This window comes from Brevibacillus sp. AF8 (assembly GCF_021270385.1).
GTDB lineage: Bacteria > Bacillota > Bacilli > Brevibacillales > Brevibacillaceae > Brevibacillus.
Genome location: NZ_JAGQDN010000005.1, coordinates 150,849 through 165,726 on the forward strand (window position 1 = coordinate 150,849; position 14,878 = coordinate 165,726).

The following is a 14,878-nucleotide window of genomic DNA, read 5'->3' on the forward strand; positions in this document are numbered from 1 at the left end:
AAAAGTAGGGGGGTGATTTTATTTTCCAAATAGCTTCTTTTGAGGGAAAATGTGCGTGCTTCTCCTGTCATTTGTCGGTTTCAATCGGATGAATCCAATCATTTACTAGTAGGGATTCATTAGAGGAGGAGATTCGAAGTGCCGATTATTAAACCGTATCTAACCTCATTGAGATTTACGTCCACCATGGGTGCTGGAACTGGTACTGGTGCAACGTTTGCCATTGCGGCAACTGCATTTACCACTGACGCTGGTGCTGCTGCGACAGCATTTCCTGGTTCGTTTGCTTTTTACAATCTCTACATCAATGGGGTGCTTCAGGCAGGTAATACTTCCACAATCACAACGACAGCGATCACGATTCCAGATGGAGATGCCGAAAACGGTGGTACACCCATAGTTGTAGAGTTTGTCGTTAACTAAGATGAATAGGATGGTGGCCCCAGGTGGATGAAATGTGTCTGGGGTTACTCATATGTGTAAATGAGAGTGAACGGTCGAAGCATTTCGAGAAAGGACGAGTGATTTCATGAGGCACTATGTCACACAGTCATACACAGTGAGGAGACAGAGTCTGCAAATCGTGCCGCCCTGCCCCCCATGCCCATGTACGCCTGGTTTAATACGAACAGAAACCTATCAGTATACAGCAATTTCAGATGGAGTCAAAAACATGTATACCAACAGTGATGCTGTCATGCTATTCAGTACTTCAGGGATTCTGGACCCGAATGAAGTTTCTATTGTCAATTTATTCATTAATGGAATGCTACAACCTCCAAATGTATACGCTGTCCAGCCGGGAGTTTTGATTCTGAGTGACATTCCTGTACAAGGAGTTCCTCTTATTCTTCAGTTCATCAAGATGATTACCTCATAAATGGTAGCTTCCACCTTGGGAAAAGGTCATGTCATACATACATGTCATTTTCCTTCTATGCTGTGCCCTTGATGGCGTACACAGCGCACACCAAGAAGGGTAGGCGAATATCATGGCGATATCGACTGAATCTGTACAGGAGGTATTTTCCATGTATCCGAGATACCCATATTACAGTTACAAGACTACTTGCGAAGAGACGCCCCTTACGTTTCCGCCACAGCATCAGGATCGACAACCGGGGATGGAATACTTGATGGTCCCGCGACCGATTTTCGATAATCCTGACTATATAGGAAGCGGCAAGCTTCGGGGAAAGGTAGCGATTATAACAGGTGGAGACAGCGGGATTGGCCGTGCTGTAGCGGTTGCTTTTGCGAAGGAGGGGGCATCTGTAGCGATTCCTTATTTGGATGAGCACATCGACGCCGAGGAGACCAAGCAAGTTGTTGAGTATTACGGAGGGCAATGTTTGCTGCTGCCGGGAGACTTGCGTGACGAGGCTTGGTGTCGGGAGGTTGTACGCCAAACGATTGGCTGTTTTGGCAAGTTAGATGTACTCGTTTTGAATCAAGGCGTACAGTTTCCACAAGAAAGCATCCTCCAGATAAGCCGCGAGCAACTGGAAGACACGTTTCGGACCAACCTTTTCCCCTTATTTTACATCACACAAGAGGCGTTGCCGTATTTGCAGCCAGGCAGTTCCATCATTAGTACGGCATCGGTTACTGCCTATGCTGGTCATCCGCAATTGGTTGATTATTCAGCAACCAAAGGAGCCATCGTCTCCTTTACCCGCTCCTTGTCCCTTCAATTGGTCAAGCAAGGCATCAGGGTGAATGCAGTGGCTCCTGGACCAATCTGGACACCGCTGCAAGTATCCAGCTATTCGGCAGAATACATCACGACTTTGGGTGTCGACACGCCGATGCGTCGTGCAGGACAGCCGTTCGAGCTGGCTCCGACCTATGTTTACCTGGCCTCGGATGATTCGGGATATGTCACGGGCCAGGTATTGCATGTCAATGGTGGAACGATGACAGAGACGTAGCGGTAATCAAAAGTTTCTCGTTTTCGATTTCGTAGGCAAGATCGCTTGCTCTCCTTTTTCATAGAGAGCAAGTAGAGTATGGACAAAATTCAATCTCGGCACGATTATATAGACGGCCAAGGCAGACCCAATGCTGATCAGGGCACCTACAATGACATCTGCCGGATAATGAACGCCTACTAAAATGCGAGAAAGCCCGACACAAGCAGCAAGCAGCATCCAGAGTGGCCCCGTCGTCTTTCTAAAAAGCCAGTAGGTCATGCAAAAGGAAAAAAACAGGATCGTATGGTCGCTGGGAAATGAATTGTCGACTGCTTTTTGTACCAATTGATTGACGTTCGCAAGCTCAGCGAATGGCTGATTATTCGCATGAAGGCTTCCAGCTACTTTCCCGAAAAGCTCAGCGATGGCAAACGTAAACGTCGCACAAATGACCATGATGCGATTCTCATGTTTTCTCGTAAACCAATACACCAAAGCACTCAAAGCCAAAATAAACACCGTATATTCCGCTACGTAAAAAGATACGGGATTGAGAGCCGGATACTCTTTTCCCAAGTCATTAATCAAGCGAAAATAGTGAATGTTGATTTCCATGCCATTCATTTTTGGTGATCCTCCTTTACATGTAACAGGAGAATCGTAAACGATAAGAGAAAAATGGGAAATTGATTTACCTTACGAAATATTACAGGGTTGTAAGGTTGGTTTCGCAGCATCAAATAAGAGACGGCAGAACCGTCTCTTTTTCATTGGACCAAAGGTTCATGCTATTTTCTTTTGCCCGCTGCTTTGGGGTAGATGTCTTTTTTGACAGCCTTTAATTTTCCGACACGATCCAGGGTCACGTTGATGGAATGATCCGGGGAAGTGTAAATCACGAGAATCTGTGTCTTGTTATCCTGAACAGTAGAGGAGTTAATTTGTGAGAACTTGTATTTTTCTGCTTGCTTTCCAAACAGAAGTTTGAGAAACTCCTTGCCTTTTTTGATCGCTTCCTCATCACCTAACACTTCTTTCGAAGACGAGAGTCTGTTTTGAATGTCGATGCTGATCAGCTCTCCTGTACTTGCGTTTACATGGACAACTCCAAAGTCTGGGGTAGTACCCTCTGGTGTGCTCGACAAGATCACTTCCAGACGTTCGATCGGACCAGAAGTGGTGTCGACATTCTCCTTTACGATGGAGGTGATGGGATAGTTCTTCAGGTCTGGGATGACTTCTTTGACGTGATTCAGAGTCGCTTTTGTTTTTTTATTCAGATCGTTTATGGAAAGCTCCTCCAACTTGGTCGCAGTTACAGTTGCTTTCGCTTTGTAGGAAGAGGCTGCTGCGGCTTCGTTTAACAGAACAGGTGTGATTGGCAAAAGGAGTGCCGTTATCAGGGTGAATGCGAGTGCCTTACGCTTGGTCATTTTGATCATCCCCATTATTTGTCAGTCGGGTGTACATGGATTAATACGAAAAGAGATTCGTATTAGTAACGGTAAAAATTGTGAAAAATTTATAACAGAACGAAGAAAAGGAGAAAGTGTCGAAAAATAGTTTTGAAATTTTATTTCAAATCTGACAATTAAGCTTGATATTTTATTTCAAGTGTCTATAATACAAAATATGTAATCAATTACCAAAGTCACACTAGAATGTAAGCGCTTAATAACTTTATGGACTAAAGGGGTGGTATCGTGTTGAATGGCGGGTTGCTGCGCATCCGCGAATCGTTGCACAATATCAAGCGTTCTGAACAAAACGCAGCGCATTACATTTTAGCCAATCCGGATGAGGTGATTCGTCTTTCCATCAAGGAACTCGCGGAAAGAAGCGAATCCAGCCAAGCTGCCATCATACGCATGTGCAAAAGTATCGGTGTGGATGGTTTTCAGGAGTTGAAGATCAGAATAGCGGGTGATTTGCAATCGTCTACCGCTCAGGATGAATACAAAGAGATTCTTCCCGATGCTGATATGTATACCTTGATTGAATCCGTTTCGCTCAACAACATCCTCTCCTTGCGGGAAACGATTAAAATTTTGGATACAGAAACAGTAGAGCGGGCGATTGGTGAGCTGTTCCGAGCCACCCGGATTGATTTTTACGGGGTGGGTGCTTCGCAATTGGTTGCCCAGGATGCCCAGCATAAATTTTTGCGCATCAATAAAATGTGCACGGCCCATTCGGATTCCCACTTGCAGCTTACTTCGGCAGTCACCTTGACGGCTGGAGATGTGGCAGTCGGCATCTCGAATTCTGGGGAAACCTCGCAGATTATAACCACGATGAAACAAGCCCGCAAATCGGGAGCTGTGACCATTGGCATGACCAAATACGGCACAAACTCCTTGGCGGAATGCGTGGATATTCACTTAACCACGTTTTCAACAGAAGCGGATGAACGCAGTGCCGCCACTTCCTCACGGATCGCACAACTCAATGTGATCGACATCTTGTTTAGAGGTGTTGCTGCCAAAAATTACGACGTCTCTGCTGCGTACTTGCGCCAGACGCGTAAAGCTGTTCGAGAGCAATACAAATAAGCAAATCCTCCTTAGACTACACAAACTCCTGCCTTTATCCTTTTATCCTTATCAGTCAATAAAGAGTCCCTATCTTCAAAGTATCTACATGGAGCTAGATGTACGTGAGGCTTTTAGAGATATCGTTAGCTGTGCAAGTTTTCCACTTATTGCAATTGGGAGGTTTTCCATGAAAAAGAGAAGGTTTCTCTCAGTACTCGGTATGATTGGCTTAGCAGCGGCATTGCTTATTTCTGGATGTAGCAGCCAGTCCTCCACACAGCAGGGGGACAAAGTCGAATTGTATATGGGCTACAGCTCTGATCCACCCACGAAGAAAAAGATGGAAGAAATTATTGCAAAATTCGAACAATCGCATCCTCATATCAAAATCAAAACGATGACAGCACCTTATGATGACTTTTATCAAAAGCTGACGACTCAGATCGCGGCCGGGAATGCGCCTGATTTATGGCAGAGCGACGGGACAAAAGTATTTGGTTACGCCCAACGTGGCGCGATTCTCGACATCACCGACTACGTCACAAAAGAAATCAACAAAGAGGAGCTCAACGGTCTGGAGTTCAACAAAGACTCAGACGGGAAGTATTGGGGCGTACCACAGGGCATTCAAGTCGGAGCCCTTTTCTACAACAAGGATTTGTTCGACAAAGCGGGCGTGCCATACCCAACGGCTGACTGGACCTGGGATGATTTGAAGGCGGCTTCCGTCAAGCTGACCCTCGATGCCAACGGGAAAAATGCAGACGATCCTGCCTTTGACAAAAAATCAGTGAAGCAGTACGGCTTCGCGTTTTTCGGTAGCTCACGCGGGGCGTTTAACATCTTGAAAGCGTATGGTGGCGGGGTATTGGACCCGACCTTGACAAAATCGATTATCAACAGCCCTGAGAACAAAAAAGCGGTCGAGTGGATGGTCGACGGTATGCAGCGCAAGCTATTCCCGAATCCGGCTGATCTAAAGGCGTTCCAAAGCAACTTCAAAGCATTTTTGAGCGGGGCTGTGGCGATGCAAATCGATATTTATGCAGCAACAACCTCGATGAATGGTGCAGGGTTGAATTACGATGTCGCTCCTATGCCAAAAGGACCGGACGGAAAACGCTTCGCACCCGTCATCGCCAACTCATGGGTCATCAACAAAAAAGCAGAGGAACAGAAAGTCAAGGCTGCTAAAGAATGGATCACCTACTGGACGACATCTGATGAAGCACAAAAGGAATGGACAGAAGTAGGGGAAGCGATTCCGGTGAAAAAATCAGTGGCGAATTCCGAAATGTTCCTAAACCCAGCCACGAAACCGGAAAACAAAAAAGTGTTCCTCGACACCCTGGAGTTCGCAGGCACGATTGATACCAACGCTGTCTTTACCGAGTGGGTGAAGGTGTTCACGGATAATCTGGCGGAGCTGTTCATGGATAAATACGGAACAGATGAATTCATTACGAAAACAGACCAAGGCATTCAAAAAGTTCTGGATGATTTCTTCAAGAAGCAGTAGTCATCTATCAGTGAGGATGTGTGCCAACCATGCTAGAGCTGCAAACCAAGCAACAGGCGAAGCCTGCTGTGAAAAAGAGAAAATGGTTGGATAGCGAGGGGAGATGGGGACTGCTCCTGGTCTCCCCTTATCTCATCCACTTTCTCGTATTCGTCGTGGGAACATCGGTCGCGTCATTGTACTTCAGCTTTTCGGACTACGATATTTTAAATCCGCCTAAATGGACGGGCTTGGACAACTATGAAAAGCTGTTTGAAGACCCGCTGTTTTATCGCTCGTTATGGAATACGGCCTATTTTACGATCCTGTACGTCCCGGCCAAAACATTTTTGGCGTTGCTGTTAGCCGTTGCCCTGAATCAAAAGCTGAAGGGCCTGAAATTTTTCAGGATGGTTCACTTTTTGCCGGTCATCTCCTCGTGGACGGTGATCGCGTATGTAGCGGATGCGGTATTTAACCAGCGGATCGGTTTTGCCAATGCTTTTCTGTCCAAACTGGGCATCGCCCCGCAAAACTGGCTGATTGATGAATTTTGGGTCATCCCGGTCTTGGTTCTCATCGCCATCTGGAAATCAGTCGGCTACATGATGATTATTTTTCTCGCCGGGCTGCAAGGAATTTCTTCTGACATGTACGAGGCAGCCTCGATTGATGGAGCGAACGCTTGGCAAAAGTTTTGGCGGGTGACGGTCCCGATGATTTCCGGCACGACGTTTCTGGTCATCATCTTGAATACGATTTACTCCTTCCAAAACTTCGAGCAGATTTTTGTCATGACCGGGGGATCTACGGAAGCAGGCTCGACAGGTGGTGCGAACAACGCCAGCCTCGTCCTGATGCTGTTCATGTTCCGCCAAGCATTCAGCTTTTTCAAAATGGGCTATGCCTCTGCTATCGCGTGGGTGTTGTTCCTCATCCTGCTTGCCATTACGCTCATCCAATTCAAGCTGCAAAAGAAATGGGTTCATTATGATTAAGAGGCAAGGAGGTAGCCATGCAAAAGCGTTTTCCTCTCAATAAAATCGTCGGATACCTGTTTGTCATAGCCAGTGCGTTGATTATGCTGGTGCCGTTTTTGACGACTGTGTTTAACTCGCTGAAAACCTACAAGCAGTACATGCAATTTCCGCCGGAATGGCTGCCCAATCCTGCACAGTGGAGCAATTATACAACCGTGTGGGAACAGGCGAATTTTAGCAGCTATACGATCAACAGTCTGATTGTCGCGATTCTTTCGGTTATCGGGGCCTTATTGTCCAGCTCGATGATTGCCTTTGCTTTTGCCAGGCTGCGTTTTCCATTTCGCGACACGCTGTTCATGATTGTGCTCGGAACGATGATGATCCCGGGGATCGTCACGATAGTCCCGCAGTTTATTATCTTTAAAAATTTGGGACTGCTAGACACGTTGGCTCCACTTTGGATTTTGGAGTGGCTCGGACAGCCGTTTGCCATTTTTTTAATGAGGCAAGCATTTTTAAATATCCCGAAGGATTACGAGGAAGCGGCAAAGCTGGATGGCTGCAATCCGTTTCAAATTTATTGGCGGGTGTTTTTGCCGATGTGCAAGCCTTCCTTGGCAACACTGGCGGTCTTTACGTTTATGGGGAAGTGGAATGAGATTTTGGCGCCAGTCATTTATCTCATTTCGGACGAGAACTTTACGCTGCCGATCGGGATTTTGTCTTTGAGCGGTCAGTACAAGACAGAGGATCAACTGCTAGTAGCAGGGGCATTGATCAGCTTGATCCCGATTTTGATCGTGTTTTTGTTTGCGGAGAAATATTTTGTGGAAGGCTCCAAAACTTCCGGATTGAAATAGGACGTAAGGGGGGAAGCATCCGATGCAATACGTACCTTGGGACGATCAATATGCGGACGCTCTGTGCGAGCTGTGGAATCAGGAGTTGGGTGATCGCTTTCCCATGCGGACGGAGCTCATGCGGCAAAACAGCTTCGAGGATCAGAATGTAGTCAAAGCCGGGTCGTGGATTGCGATCGATGCTGTGACGCAGCGTCCCGTCGGCTTTGTGGTGGCCAAATGCTGGCAGGAAAGGCTCGACATTCAGTTGGGAAAAGACATTGGCTGGATACAGGTCTTGCTCGTGGCTAGCGCACATCGCGGGCAGGGGGTCGGGCGTGAATTGCTGGCAAGGGCAGAGAATGCGTTGCGAGAGCAAGGGGTGGAAAAGGTCTTGCTGGGACGCGATCCGTATCATTATTTCCCAGGCATACCCGATGAATCTACGGATGTAAAAGCGTGGTTTGAGCGACAAGGGTATCACTCGGAGGATCGGTTGGAAAACGATCTGTTAGGCCGGTATCTCGAACCAGCCGAGCTGGAATTGCCAGAGGTACCAGATGGTCGCTTTCGACTGTTGACGAAGGCGGACCAAGCTGCCTTTTTGGCCTTCTTGCATCGATGCTTTCCCGGACGCTGGGAGTATGAAGCCATTCACTATTTTAAGCGGGGAGGAACCGGACGCGAATTCGTCGTGGTGGAGCTGCACGGAGAGATCGTCGGTTTTTGCCGGATCAATGATGCCGATTCTCCGTTTATTGCTCAAAACGTCTACTGGGCACCTTTGTTTGCAGATGGGCTTGGCGGCATCGGTCCGTTGGGCGTAGATGCAGAATATAGAGGACGGGGTTTGGGACTGGCGATTGTGGAAGCGGGCATTGTGGCTTTGCGGAATCGCGGTATTTCAAACATTGTCATCGATTGGACGACGCTGGTCGATTTCTATGGGAGGCTCGGGTATCACAGCTGGAAGCAGTATGCGAAGTACGGCAAAGCATTCTCTTAACAAGAGCAATTCGGTAGGGAGGAGGATTCCATGCAAGCCGAACATATGACGGTGGAACAGAAGGTCGGGCAACTGCTGATGATCGGTTACCCTACGCTGGACATTCCCGAAGAAATGGAAGTGTGGATCAAACAAAAACAGATTGGCAACGTGATTCTTTTTAGCCGCAATATCGGGACACCGGAAGAGACTTATCAACGTGTACAGAAACTCCAGAGCTGGGCGTATGAGTCTTGGCATCCCTATCCGCTGTTGGTCGGGACTGATCAGGAGAATGGCGTGGTTTCCCGTCTGCAAAAAGGGGCGACGCGCTTTCCCGGAGCGATGGCTTTGGGCGCCGCAGGCAATCTCGATCAAGCCAAGCGCATCTACCAGGCAACAGGTGAGGAGCTGCGTGCAGCAGGGATTTCAGTCAATTTCGCTCCGACGGTCGATGTGAACAACAATGCGGACAATCCAGTCATTGGGGTGCGGTCTTTTGGAGAAGCGCCAGAGCAGGTAGCGCGGTTTGGTGAGGCCGCCATTCAAGGCTTGCTTGAGAGTGGTGTCATTCCCTCTATCAAGCACTTCCCCGGTCATGGTGATACGAGCACCGATTCTCATGAAGCCATTCCTATGCTTGGACATGATCGGACGAGACTGGATCAGGTCGAGCTGGTTCCATTCCAGCGCAGTATTGCGGCAGGTGTCCCCATGGTGATGGTTGGACATATCAGTTTGCCCAGTATGGATGAGTCAGGCTCTCCTGCTACGTATTCCAAGGAAATCGTGACGGGAATATTGCGTGAGTCCCTCGGCTTTGATGGGGTTGCGATTACGGATTGCATGGAGATGGCTGCCATTGCGGATACCATCGGGGTTGCGGAAGCGGCGGTGCGTTGTGTGCAGGCTGGGATCGATCTTGTTCTGGTTTCCCACACGCATGAAGTTCAGCAAAAAACGTACGAACGACTCGTTGAGGCCATTCATTCGGGGGAGCTGTCAGAAGAACGGGTCAACGAAGCCGTAAATCGCGTGCTTCAATTAAAGAAACGATTTCTGTCCTGGGAGCATTGCTTGCGAACAAAAGGCCCTTCCTTTGACCGTCTCCTGCATGCAGACATGGCGAGAAGTGCGCTCGCCCAAGCCATAACCTTGGTGAAAAATGAACATCAGCTGCTTCCTTTACAGAGAGGCACGCAACCGCTAGGCGCGATTTTTCCGGGGATTTCCAACCTTACTTTGGCAGAGGATGGGCAAGCAGCTTCTGGTGATTTGGTCGAACCATTGAGAAAATACCGTGAAGTTGAATACCATATGATGTCGACGCTCAACCCGACAGAGGATGAAGTGGAGATGGTGGCAAACGTGATGTCAGCCACGGAGCAAATCGTCGTTTTTACGTACAATGCCCATATCTTTAAAGGCCAATCGCTGCTGGTGAATCGGCTAGTTCAACAGGGGAAAAAGGTCGTAGCTGTCGCCCTGCGAAACCCGTATGATCTCTTGGCAATGCCAGAGGTCGATGCGTATCTCGCCGTTTACGACCATACGTATCATGCCATAGAGCTTGTGGCAGACATTTTGTTCGGGGAACGAAAGGCCGTTGGACATCTTCCGGTCAGCCTGTTTCCGTCGGAGAAAAAGCAGCATGGTGTGGGGTAGAAAGAGAAGATGAGTGCAAATGGGTGGGAGGTAACTGGATGAAGTTTCACCTTCGTGATTTAACGACAGAAACAAGAAATCGAAATACGGAAGAGCTGGATAAATTCTCTACGATGGAAATTGTCCAGATTATGAATGAAGAGGATAAAACAGTTGCGTTTGCCGTTGAAAAGGAGCTGGCTTCGATTGCAGCGGCCGTTGATTTGATCGCAGAATGTCTGGAAAACGGCGGAAGACTCTTTTATTTTGGAGCGGGAACGAGCGGGAGATTGGGCTTGCTCGATGCTGCTGAATGCCCCCCGACCTTTGGGACGGACCCCACATTGGTGCAGGGAGTTATAGCAGGCGGGGAAAAAGCTATCGTCAGAGCTGTCGAAGGAGCCGAAGACGTGGAGCAGAACGGCAGGGAAGATGTGATTGCCTATGGCGTAAAGGCAGGGGATGCCGTGGTGGGAATTGCAGCGAGTGGTCGGACACCCTATGTCATCGGAGCATTGGCGGAAGCAAGAAGGCAACAGGCAAAAATCATTTCGTTGTCCTGCAACCAGGCGGCGCAGATCAGCCAAGGTGTGGATGTGGCGATTAATGTGGTAGTAGGGCCAGAGGTAGTGACCGGATCTACCCGCTTAAAAGCAGCGACGGCGCAGAAGATGGTTCTCAATATGATTACGACCGGATGCATGGTACGGTTGGGGAAAGTGTACAAAAATTTGATGGTCAATGTGCAGGTAACCAATGAGAAACTGAAGGAACGGGCAAAACAAATCGTGGCAGAAGCGACCAACATCTCTACCGATGAGGCAGAGGTACTGTTGCACAAGGCAGACGGTGACGCCAAACTGGCAATCGTGATGCAAAAGACAGGGCTGCAAGCAGAGGACGCAAGCCGCTTGCTCACCCAGTACAAGGGCAATATCCGGCGAATTTTGGAAGCGAATCACACTCAGGAATGACCAGCCTAATCCTTTTGGATGAGGCTTTTTTTGTCTTGGTACGACATGACTGGTAATGAAAATCACTTGTATGATCCATAAAATGTTCATTTGAATATTGACGAAAAAGAGGATATGATTACATTAATTCTTACATTATAATTTTTATAATTTGAATGGACAGAGGTGATAGGTATGAAAAAGGGTGATTTTCACCATCTTGATCATGTGAAAGAACAGCAAACATCGAAGAAAACATTGTGGATTACGCTCCTATTGACGTTGTTTTTTACGATCGTGGAGGTTGTGGGGGGCTTGATGTCCAATTCACTCGCGCTCCTGTCTGACTCCGCCCATATGATTTCTGACGTCTTTGCTTTAGGGTTGAGTATGACCGCTATTTATATGGCGACACGTAAGCCGACTAAGAAGTATACGTTTGGATTTCTCCGTTTTGAAATTATTGCTTCGTTTTTGAATGGCTTGGCTCTTGCCGTGATTTCGATCGGGATTGTCATTGAAGGGATCAAACGGATGATCAATCCGCAAGACGTTGATTTGCAGTTGATGCTGACTATTGCATCCATCGGTTTGGTTGTAAACATCGTGCTGACCATCGTACTTTCCCGCAGTATGAAGGAAGAAGACAACCTCAATGTAAAGAGCGCGTTATGGCACTTTATTGGGGACTTGCTCAGCTCCGTCGGTGTGATTACGTCGGCGATTCTCATTTACATGACCGGCTACTACTTGTTCGACCCGTTGATTAGCTTGGTGATTGGGGGCATTATTTTTACAGGTGGTGCCAAAATCATTCGTGAGTCGCTACTCGTGTTGATGGAATCTGTTCCAGAGCAGTTTGATCTTGATCAAATTCGTCAGGACCTTGGTGAAGTAGAGGGCGTGGAGGATGTTCATGAGCTGCACCTGTGGGCAGTATCCACGGAACATTACTCCCTGACAGCGCATGTGTTCGTTCGTGAAGGCATCCAGCCGTATTGTGTCATTCTGGCGATTAATCACATTTTGCAAACGAAGTACGGAATTGACCATTCGACGATTCAGATCGAGCACCCGACGATTCTGGATCACGGGGAATATGGCAAGCAGTTTTTGCTTAAGCAAGCATAATGATCATGAGAAAAAGGCTAGTCTCCAAGGAAGCTCAGGAGATAGCCTTTTTTTATTTATCTCCCCATTAAAGAAACTGATTACATAGGGTGAACGTCTTACTAGAAAGGGGAGGTTTTTTTATGAGAATCACAACCAAATTGCCACAGTATCATGAAAATGTACATGTTGAATTGATGAAAAATGAATGGGTTCCACTGAATGAACCACAGAGTTTGGGCACGGCAACTCTTTTATCGATTCCTTTCATGCTGATTAACGCACTCATCGTTTTTGGGATCATCCATATTTTTTCGCCAATAACCTTGGAGGAATTGGGGCTGACATCTGATTCGCTATCCATATCCATTGACTTCGGTGCGATATTCTCTCTACTCGCCTTGGTCATTATTCATGAATGCTTGCATTTGATTTTTATCCCGAATTTCTTGAGATCAGAAAAAACATGGATGGGGCTAACGTTGTTTGGCGGGTTTGTAGCAACGGAAGAAAAGATTCCAAAAGCAAGATACATTCTGATTACCATCGCTCCATTCATTCTCATTTCGATTATGTTGCCTGTTCTTCTAGGTTTTTTGGGGCTGTTCACTACTGTATTAAAATTTATGATTTTGATAAACGCAATCGCTTCTTCGGTCGATATGCTGAATCTTTTCCTGGTGATGAAGCAAGTTCCGAGACAAGCAATCTTGATCAGTAACGGACAAAAAACGTACTGGAAAGCGCCCGGAAACGATTAAAGCCAAAGGAGAAGCAACGAACAAATAAGCATAATTCCTGCATTTATCGCCATGACTGGTTTATGCTTTGCCCGAAAAAGATGGGCATGGATAGCACCGAGCATGAGGATGGCGAACAGGATACAAGCGAATGTTAATACTCCAGGAATCCAAAAGGAGCTAACTACTCCGATGACTCCGACCAGCTCAAGTGAGGCAATCACGTCCATAAACCAAAGGGGGTACCCATATTCCTTCCAGTGCTGAAGCATAGAGTTTGCGCGTAAAAATTTCATTAACACAGAGATGGAAAACATCAAAGCCAAAATCAGTGAAAGAATCATGATGAATGTGTTCAACGATTTACACTCCTTTGTTCATTCGAAATCCATTGCCTAACGAGGAGTATAATGGGAGTGATCCATACAATATGTAGTCCAGCCTACAATGAGCAGGAGGAAGTACACGGTGGTCGAAAAGGAGAAGTTTTTATCCCGTATCAATTTGTTTCAGTCGTTAAGTGAAGCAGAGCTAGCCCAATTGGAACCGGCGACTCCTATGGAAGTAGTCAAAAAAGGAACGATAATTTCCTCTCCTCACCTGGAGCTAAAAAGGCTGTTTTTGATCAAGGCTGGGAAGGTTCGTCTATACAAGCTTTCGGCTGACGGCAAAGAGCTGACGATTGATTTGCTCGGCACGGGCCATGTGTTTGGCGAGATCGGCTCGTTTACGATTAGTTCAACCAATATGTACGCCGAAGCGTGGGAAGATTCGGTGATTTGTTCGATTGATAAAGGGCAATTTGAAGAGCTGATGCTAGAGAAGCCGAGGCTTGCCTTGCATTTTATCGAGATTGTCTCGAATCGCTTGCAAGAGGTAGAAGAAATGATGGAGCTCATGGCGTATGGAAGTGTGCGACAGCGTTTAGTATATTTGCTCGGCAGGCTGTGCGAGAAATACGGAGGAGAGCGCCAGGCTGACGCACCAGATTGGATCGAGCTGGCAGTGATCCTGACGCATCAGGAGCTGGCGACGATGATGGGGTGTATTCGTGAAACAGTAACAGAGACACTCCATGAGCTAACAGTAGAAGGCATCGTGAAGAAGGCGGGACTGCGTAAGCCGTTATGGGTGCATCGGGAGCGATTGAGGGAAGCGCTTGCCCCTCATTCATTCACAAATGTATTCTTCACTCGTTTGGACAAGCGGAAATAGGGAATCCAGATCATTGCGGTGATGCAAGTATGAAGCAAGCTTAGTCCCGATTGCTTGACAAACTGACTTGTGTCTCCGAAAAGATTGTTAAAGCTCGTCCAAGCGAACAAATCGATCATGTTCAAGGTGATATAAAAAAGAATCAGACCAACAAATAAATGCGGAGCACGTTTCTTTTTCTGGAAATAGAAAACGAGAAGGAACAGCGAAAATACGAGTAGTCCTATCTCTAACAAAATGTTGCCGTAGTAATACAAAGTGAATGACAGACTTTGCTCCATAAACGGTGCGAGCCCTTCAATTGCTTCAGTATAATCCTGAAAAATGCCGATAACGGATACAAGCAAGGAAAGTGGGCTCAGAACGACAATAATGGTCGGCCAGATTAACCAGCCGCCCAATCCTTTTGGCTTATTTACATTTGCTTCTGTTTGGACATTCATTCGTGTTTTCTTACCTCTCTG

General features: G+C 47.2%; 17 protein-coding genes. 13 read left to right on the forward strand and 4 right to left on the reverse strand.

Translation table 11 applies throughout. The features are described 5' to 3' along the window. Nucleotides 1-138 precede the first annotated feature (138 nt). The 3 genes from KB186_RS10065 (at nt 139) to KB186_RS10075 (ending at nt 1,931) form a co-directional block, all read left to right on the forward strand. Complete coding sequence (locus KB186_RS10065) at nt 139-423, forward strand: DUF4183 domain-containing protein (protein WP_221867914.1); 285 nt, start codon at nt 139-141, stop codon at nt 421-423. A gap of 106 nt (nt 424-529) precedes the next feature. After that, the gene (locus KB186_RS28260) at nt 530-880 is read left to right on the forward strand and encodes a DUF4183 domain-containing protein (RefSeq protein ID WP_173610101.1); all 351 of its coding nucleotides are present in this window, start codon (nt 530-532) and stop codon (nt 878-880) included. Between the two features lie 151 nt (nt 881-1,031). Further along, nucleotides 1,032-1,931 (forward strand): SDR family oxidoreductase, encoded by a 900-nt coding sequence (locus KB186_RS10075; RefSeq protein WP_173610102.1) that lies wholly within the window; start codon nt 1,032-1,034, stop codon nt 1,929-1,931. Between the two features lie 6 nt (nt 1,932-1,937). On the opposite strand, the gene KB186_RS10080 is transcribed toward KB186_RS10075, so the two are convergent. Together KB186_RS10080 and KB186_RS10085 are read right to left on the reverse strand one after the other, a co-directional pair. Further along, the gene (locus KB186_RS10080) at nt 1,938-2,537 is read right to left on the reverse strand and encodes an undecaprenyl-diphosphatase (RefSeq protein ID WP_232773523.1); all 600 of its coding nucleotides are present in this window, start codon (nt 2,535-2,537) and stop codon (nt 1,938-1,940) included. Between the two features lie 164 nt (nt 2,538-2,701). Next, nucleotides 2,702-3,346, reverse strand: a complete 645-nt coding sequence (locus KB186_RS10085) for a hypothetical protein (protein WP_232773524.1) — start codon at nt 3,344-3,346, stop codon at nt 2,702-2,704. Between the two features lie 273 nt (nt 3,347-3,619). Between KB186_RS10085 and KB186_RS10090 the strand changes: the two genes are divergently transcribed. The 9 genes from KB186_RS10090 to KB186_RS10130 all read left to right on the forward strand — a co-directional run bounded on the left by KB186_RS10090 (nt 3,620) and on the right by KB186_RS10130 (nt 13,220). Further along, entirely contained in the window at nt 3,620-4,465 is an 846-nt protein-coding gene (locus KB186_RS10090; RefSeq protein WP_173610253.1) for a MurR/RpiR family transcriptional regulator, read from the forward strand. 169 nt (nt 4,466-4,634) lie between these two features. After that, nucleotides 4,635-5,966: an ABC transporter substrate-binding protein gene (locus tag KB186_RS10095; RefSeq protein WP_173610105.1), complete on the forward strand. Its 1,332-nt coding sequence runs from the start codon at nt 4,635-4,637 to the stop codon at nt 5,964-5,966. Between the two features lie 29 nt (nt 5,967-5,995). Further along, nucleotides 5,996-6,943, forward strand: coding sequence for a carbohydrate ABC transporter permease (locus tag KB186_RS10100; RefSeq protein ID WP_232773525.1), 948 nt, complete (start codon nt 5,996-5,998; stop codon nt 6,941-6,943). Between the two features lie 17 nt (nt 6,944-6,960). Continuing rightward, entirely contained in the window at nt 6,961-7,788 is an 828-nt protein-coding gene (locus KB186_RS10105) for a carbohydrate ABC transporter permease (RefSeq protein WP_048034482.1), read from the forward strand. A 22-nt stretch (nt 7,789-7,810) separates the two neighbouring features. Next, a complete protein-coding gene (locus tag KB186_RS10110; protein WP_232773526.1) occupies nt 7,811-8,773 on the forward strand; it encodes a GNAT family N-acetyltransferase in 963 nt (320 codons plus the stop codon). A gap of 30 nt (nt 8,774-8,803) precedes the next feature. Beyond that, the gene (locus KB186_RS10115) at nt 8,804-10,417 is read left to right on the forward strand and encodes a glycoside hydrolase family 3 protein (protein WP_232773527.1); all 1,614 of its coding nucleotides are present in this window, start codon (nt 8,804-8,806) and stop codon (nt 10,415-10,417) included. 38 nt (nt 10,418-10,455) lie between these two features. Next, the gene (gene murQ, locus KB186_RS10120) at nt 10,456-11,370 is read left to right on the forward strand and encodes an N-acetylmuramic acid 6-phosphate etherase (protein ID WP_232773528.1); all 915 of its coding nucleotides are present in this window, start codon (nt 10,456-10,458) and stop codon (nt 11,368-11,370) included. A gap of 174 nt (nt 11,371-11,544) precedes the next feature. Then, the gene (locus KB186_RS10125; protein ID WP_173610110.1) at nt 11,545-12,480 is read left to right on the forward strand and encodes a cation diffusion facilitator family transporter; all 936 of its coding nucleotides are present in this window, start codon (nt 11,545-11,547) and stop codon (nt 12,478-12,480) included. Between the two features lie 122 nt (nt 12,481-12,602). Then, nucleotides 12,603-13,220 carry a DUF3267 domain-containing protein gene (locus KB186_RS10130; protein WP_232773529.1) on the forward strand — a complete coding sequence of 206 codons (618 nt, stop codon included), beginning with the start codon at nt 12,603-12,605 and terminating at the stop codon, nt 13,218-13,220. Here the strand turns inward: KB186_RS10130 and KB186_RS10135 are convergent. Beyond that, nucleotides 13,217-13,558 carry a DoxX family protein gene (locus tag KB186_RS10135; RefSeq protein WP_173610112.1) on the reverse strand — a complete coding sequence of 114 codons (342 nt, stop codon included), beginning with the start codon at nt 13,556-13,558 and terminating at the stop codon, nt 13,217-13,219. The genes KB186_RS10130 and KB186_RS10135 overlap by 4 nt on opposite strands. A 109-nt stretch (nt 13,559-13,667) precedes the next feature. Between KB186_RS10135 and KB186_RS10140 the strand changes: the two genes are divergently transcribed. Continuing rightward, nucleotides 13,668-14,414, forward strand: a complete 747-nt coding sequence (locus KB186_RS10140; RefSeq protein ID WP_232773530.1) for a Crp/Fnr family transcriptional regulator — start codon at nt 13,668-13,670, stop codon at nt 14,412-14,414. On the opposite strand, the gene KB186_RS10145 is transcribed toward KB186_RS10140, so the two are convergent. Then, nucleotides 14,366-14,857 (reverse strand): DUF2569 domain-containing protein, encoded by a 492-nt coding sequence (locus KB186_RS10145; protein WP_232773531.1) that lies wholly within the window; start codon nt 14,855-14,857, stop codon nt 14,366-14,368. The genes KB186_RS10140 and KB186_RS10145 overlap by 49 nt on opposite strands. Between the last annotated feature and the right edge of the window lie 21 nt (nt 14,858-14,878).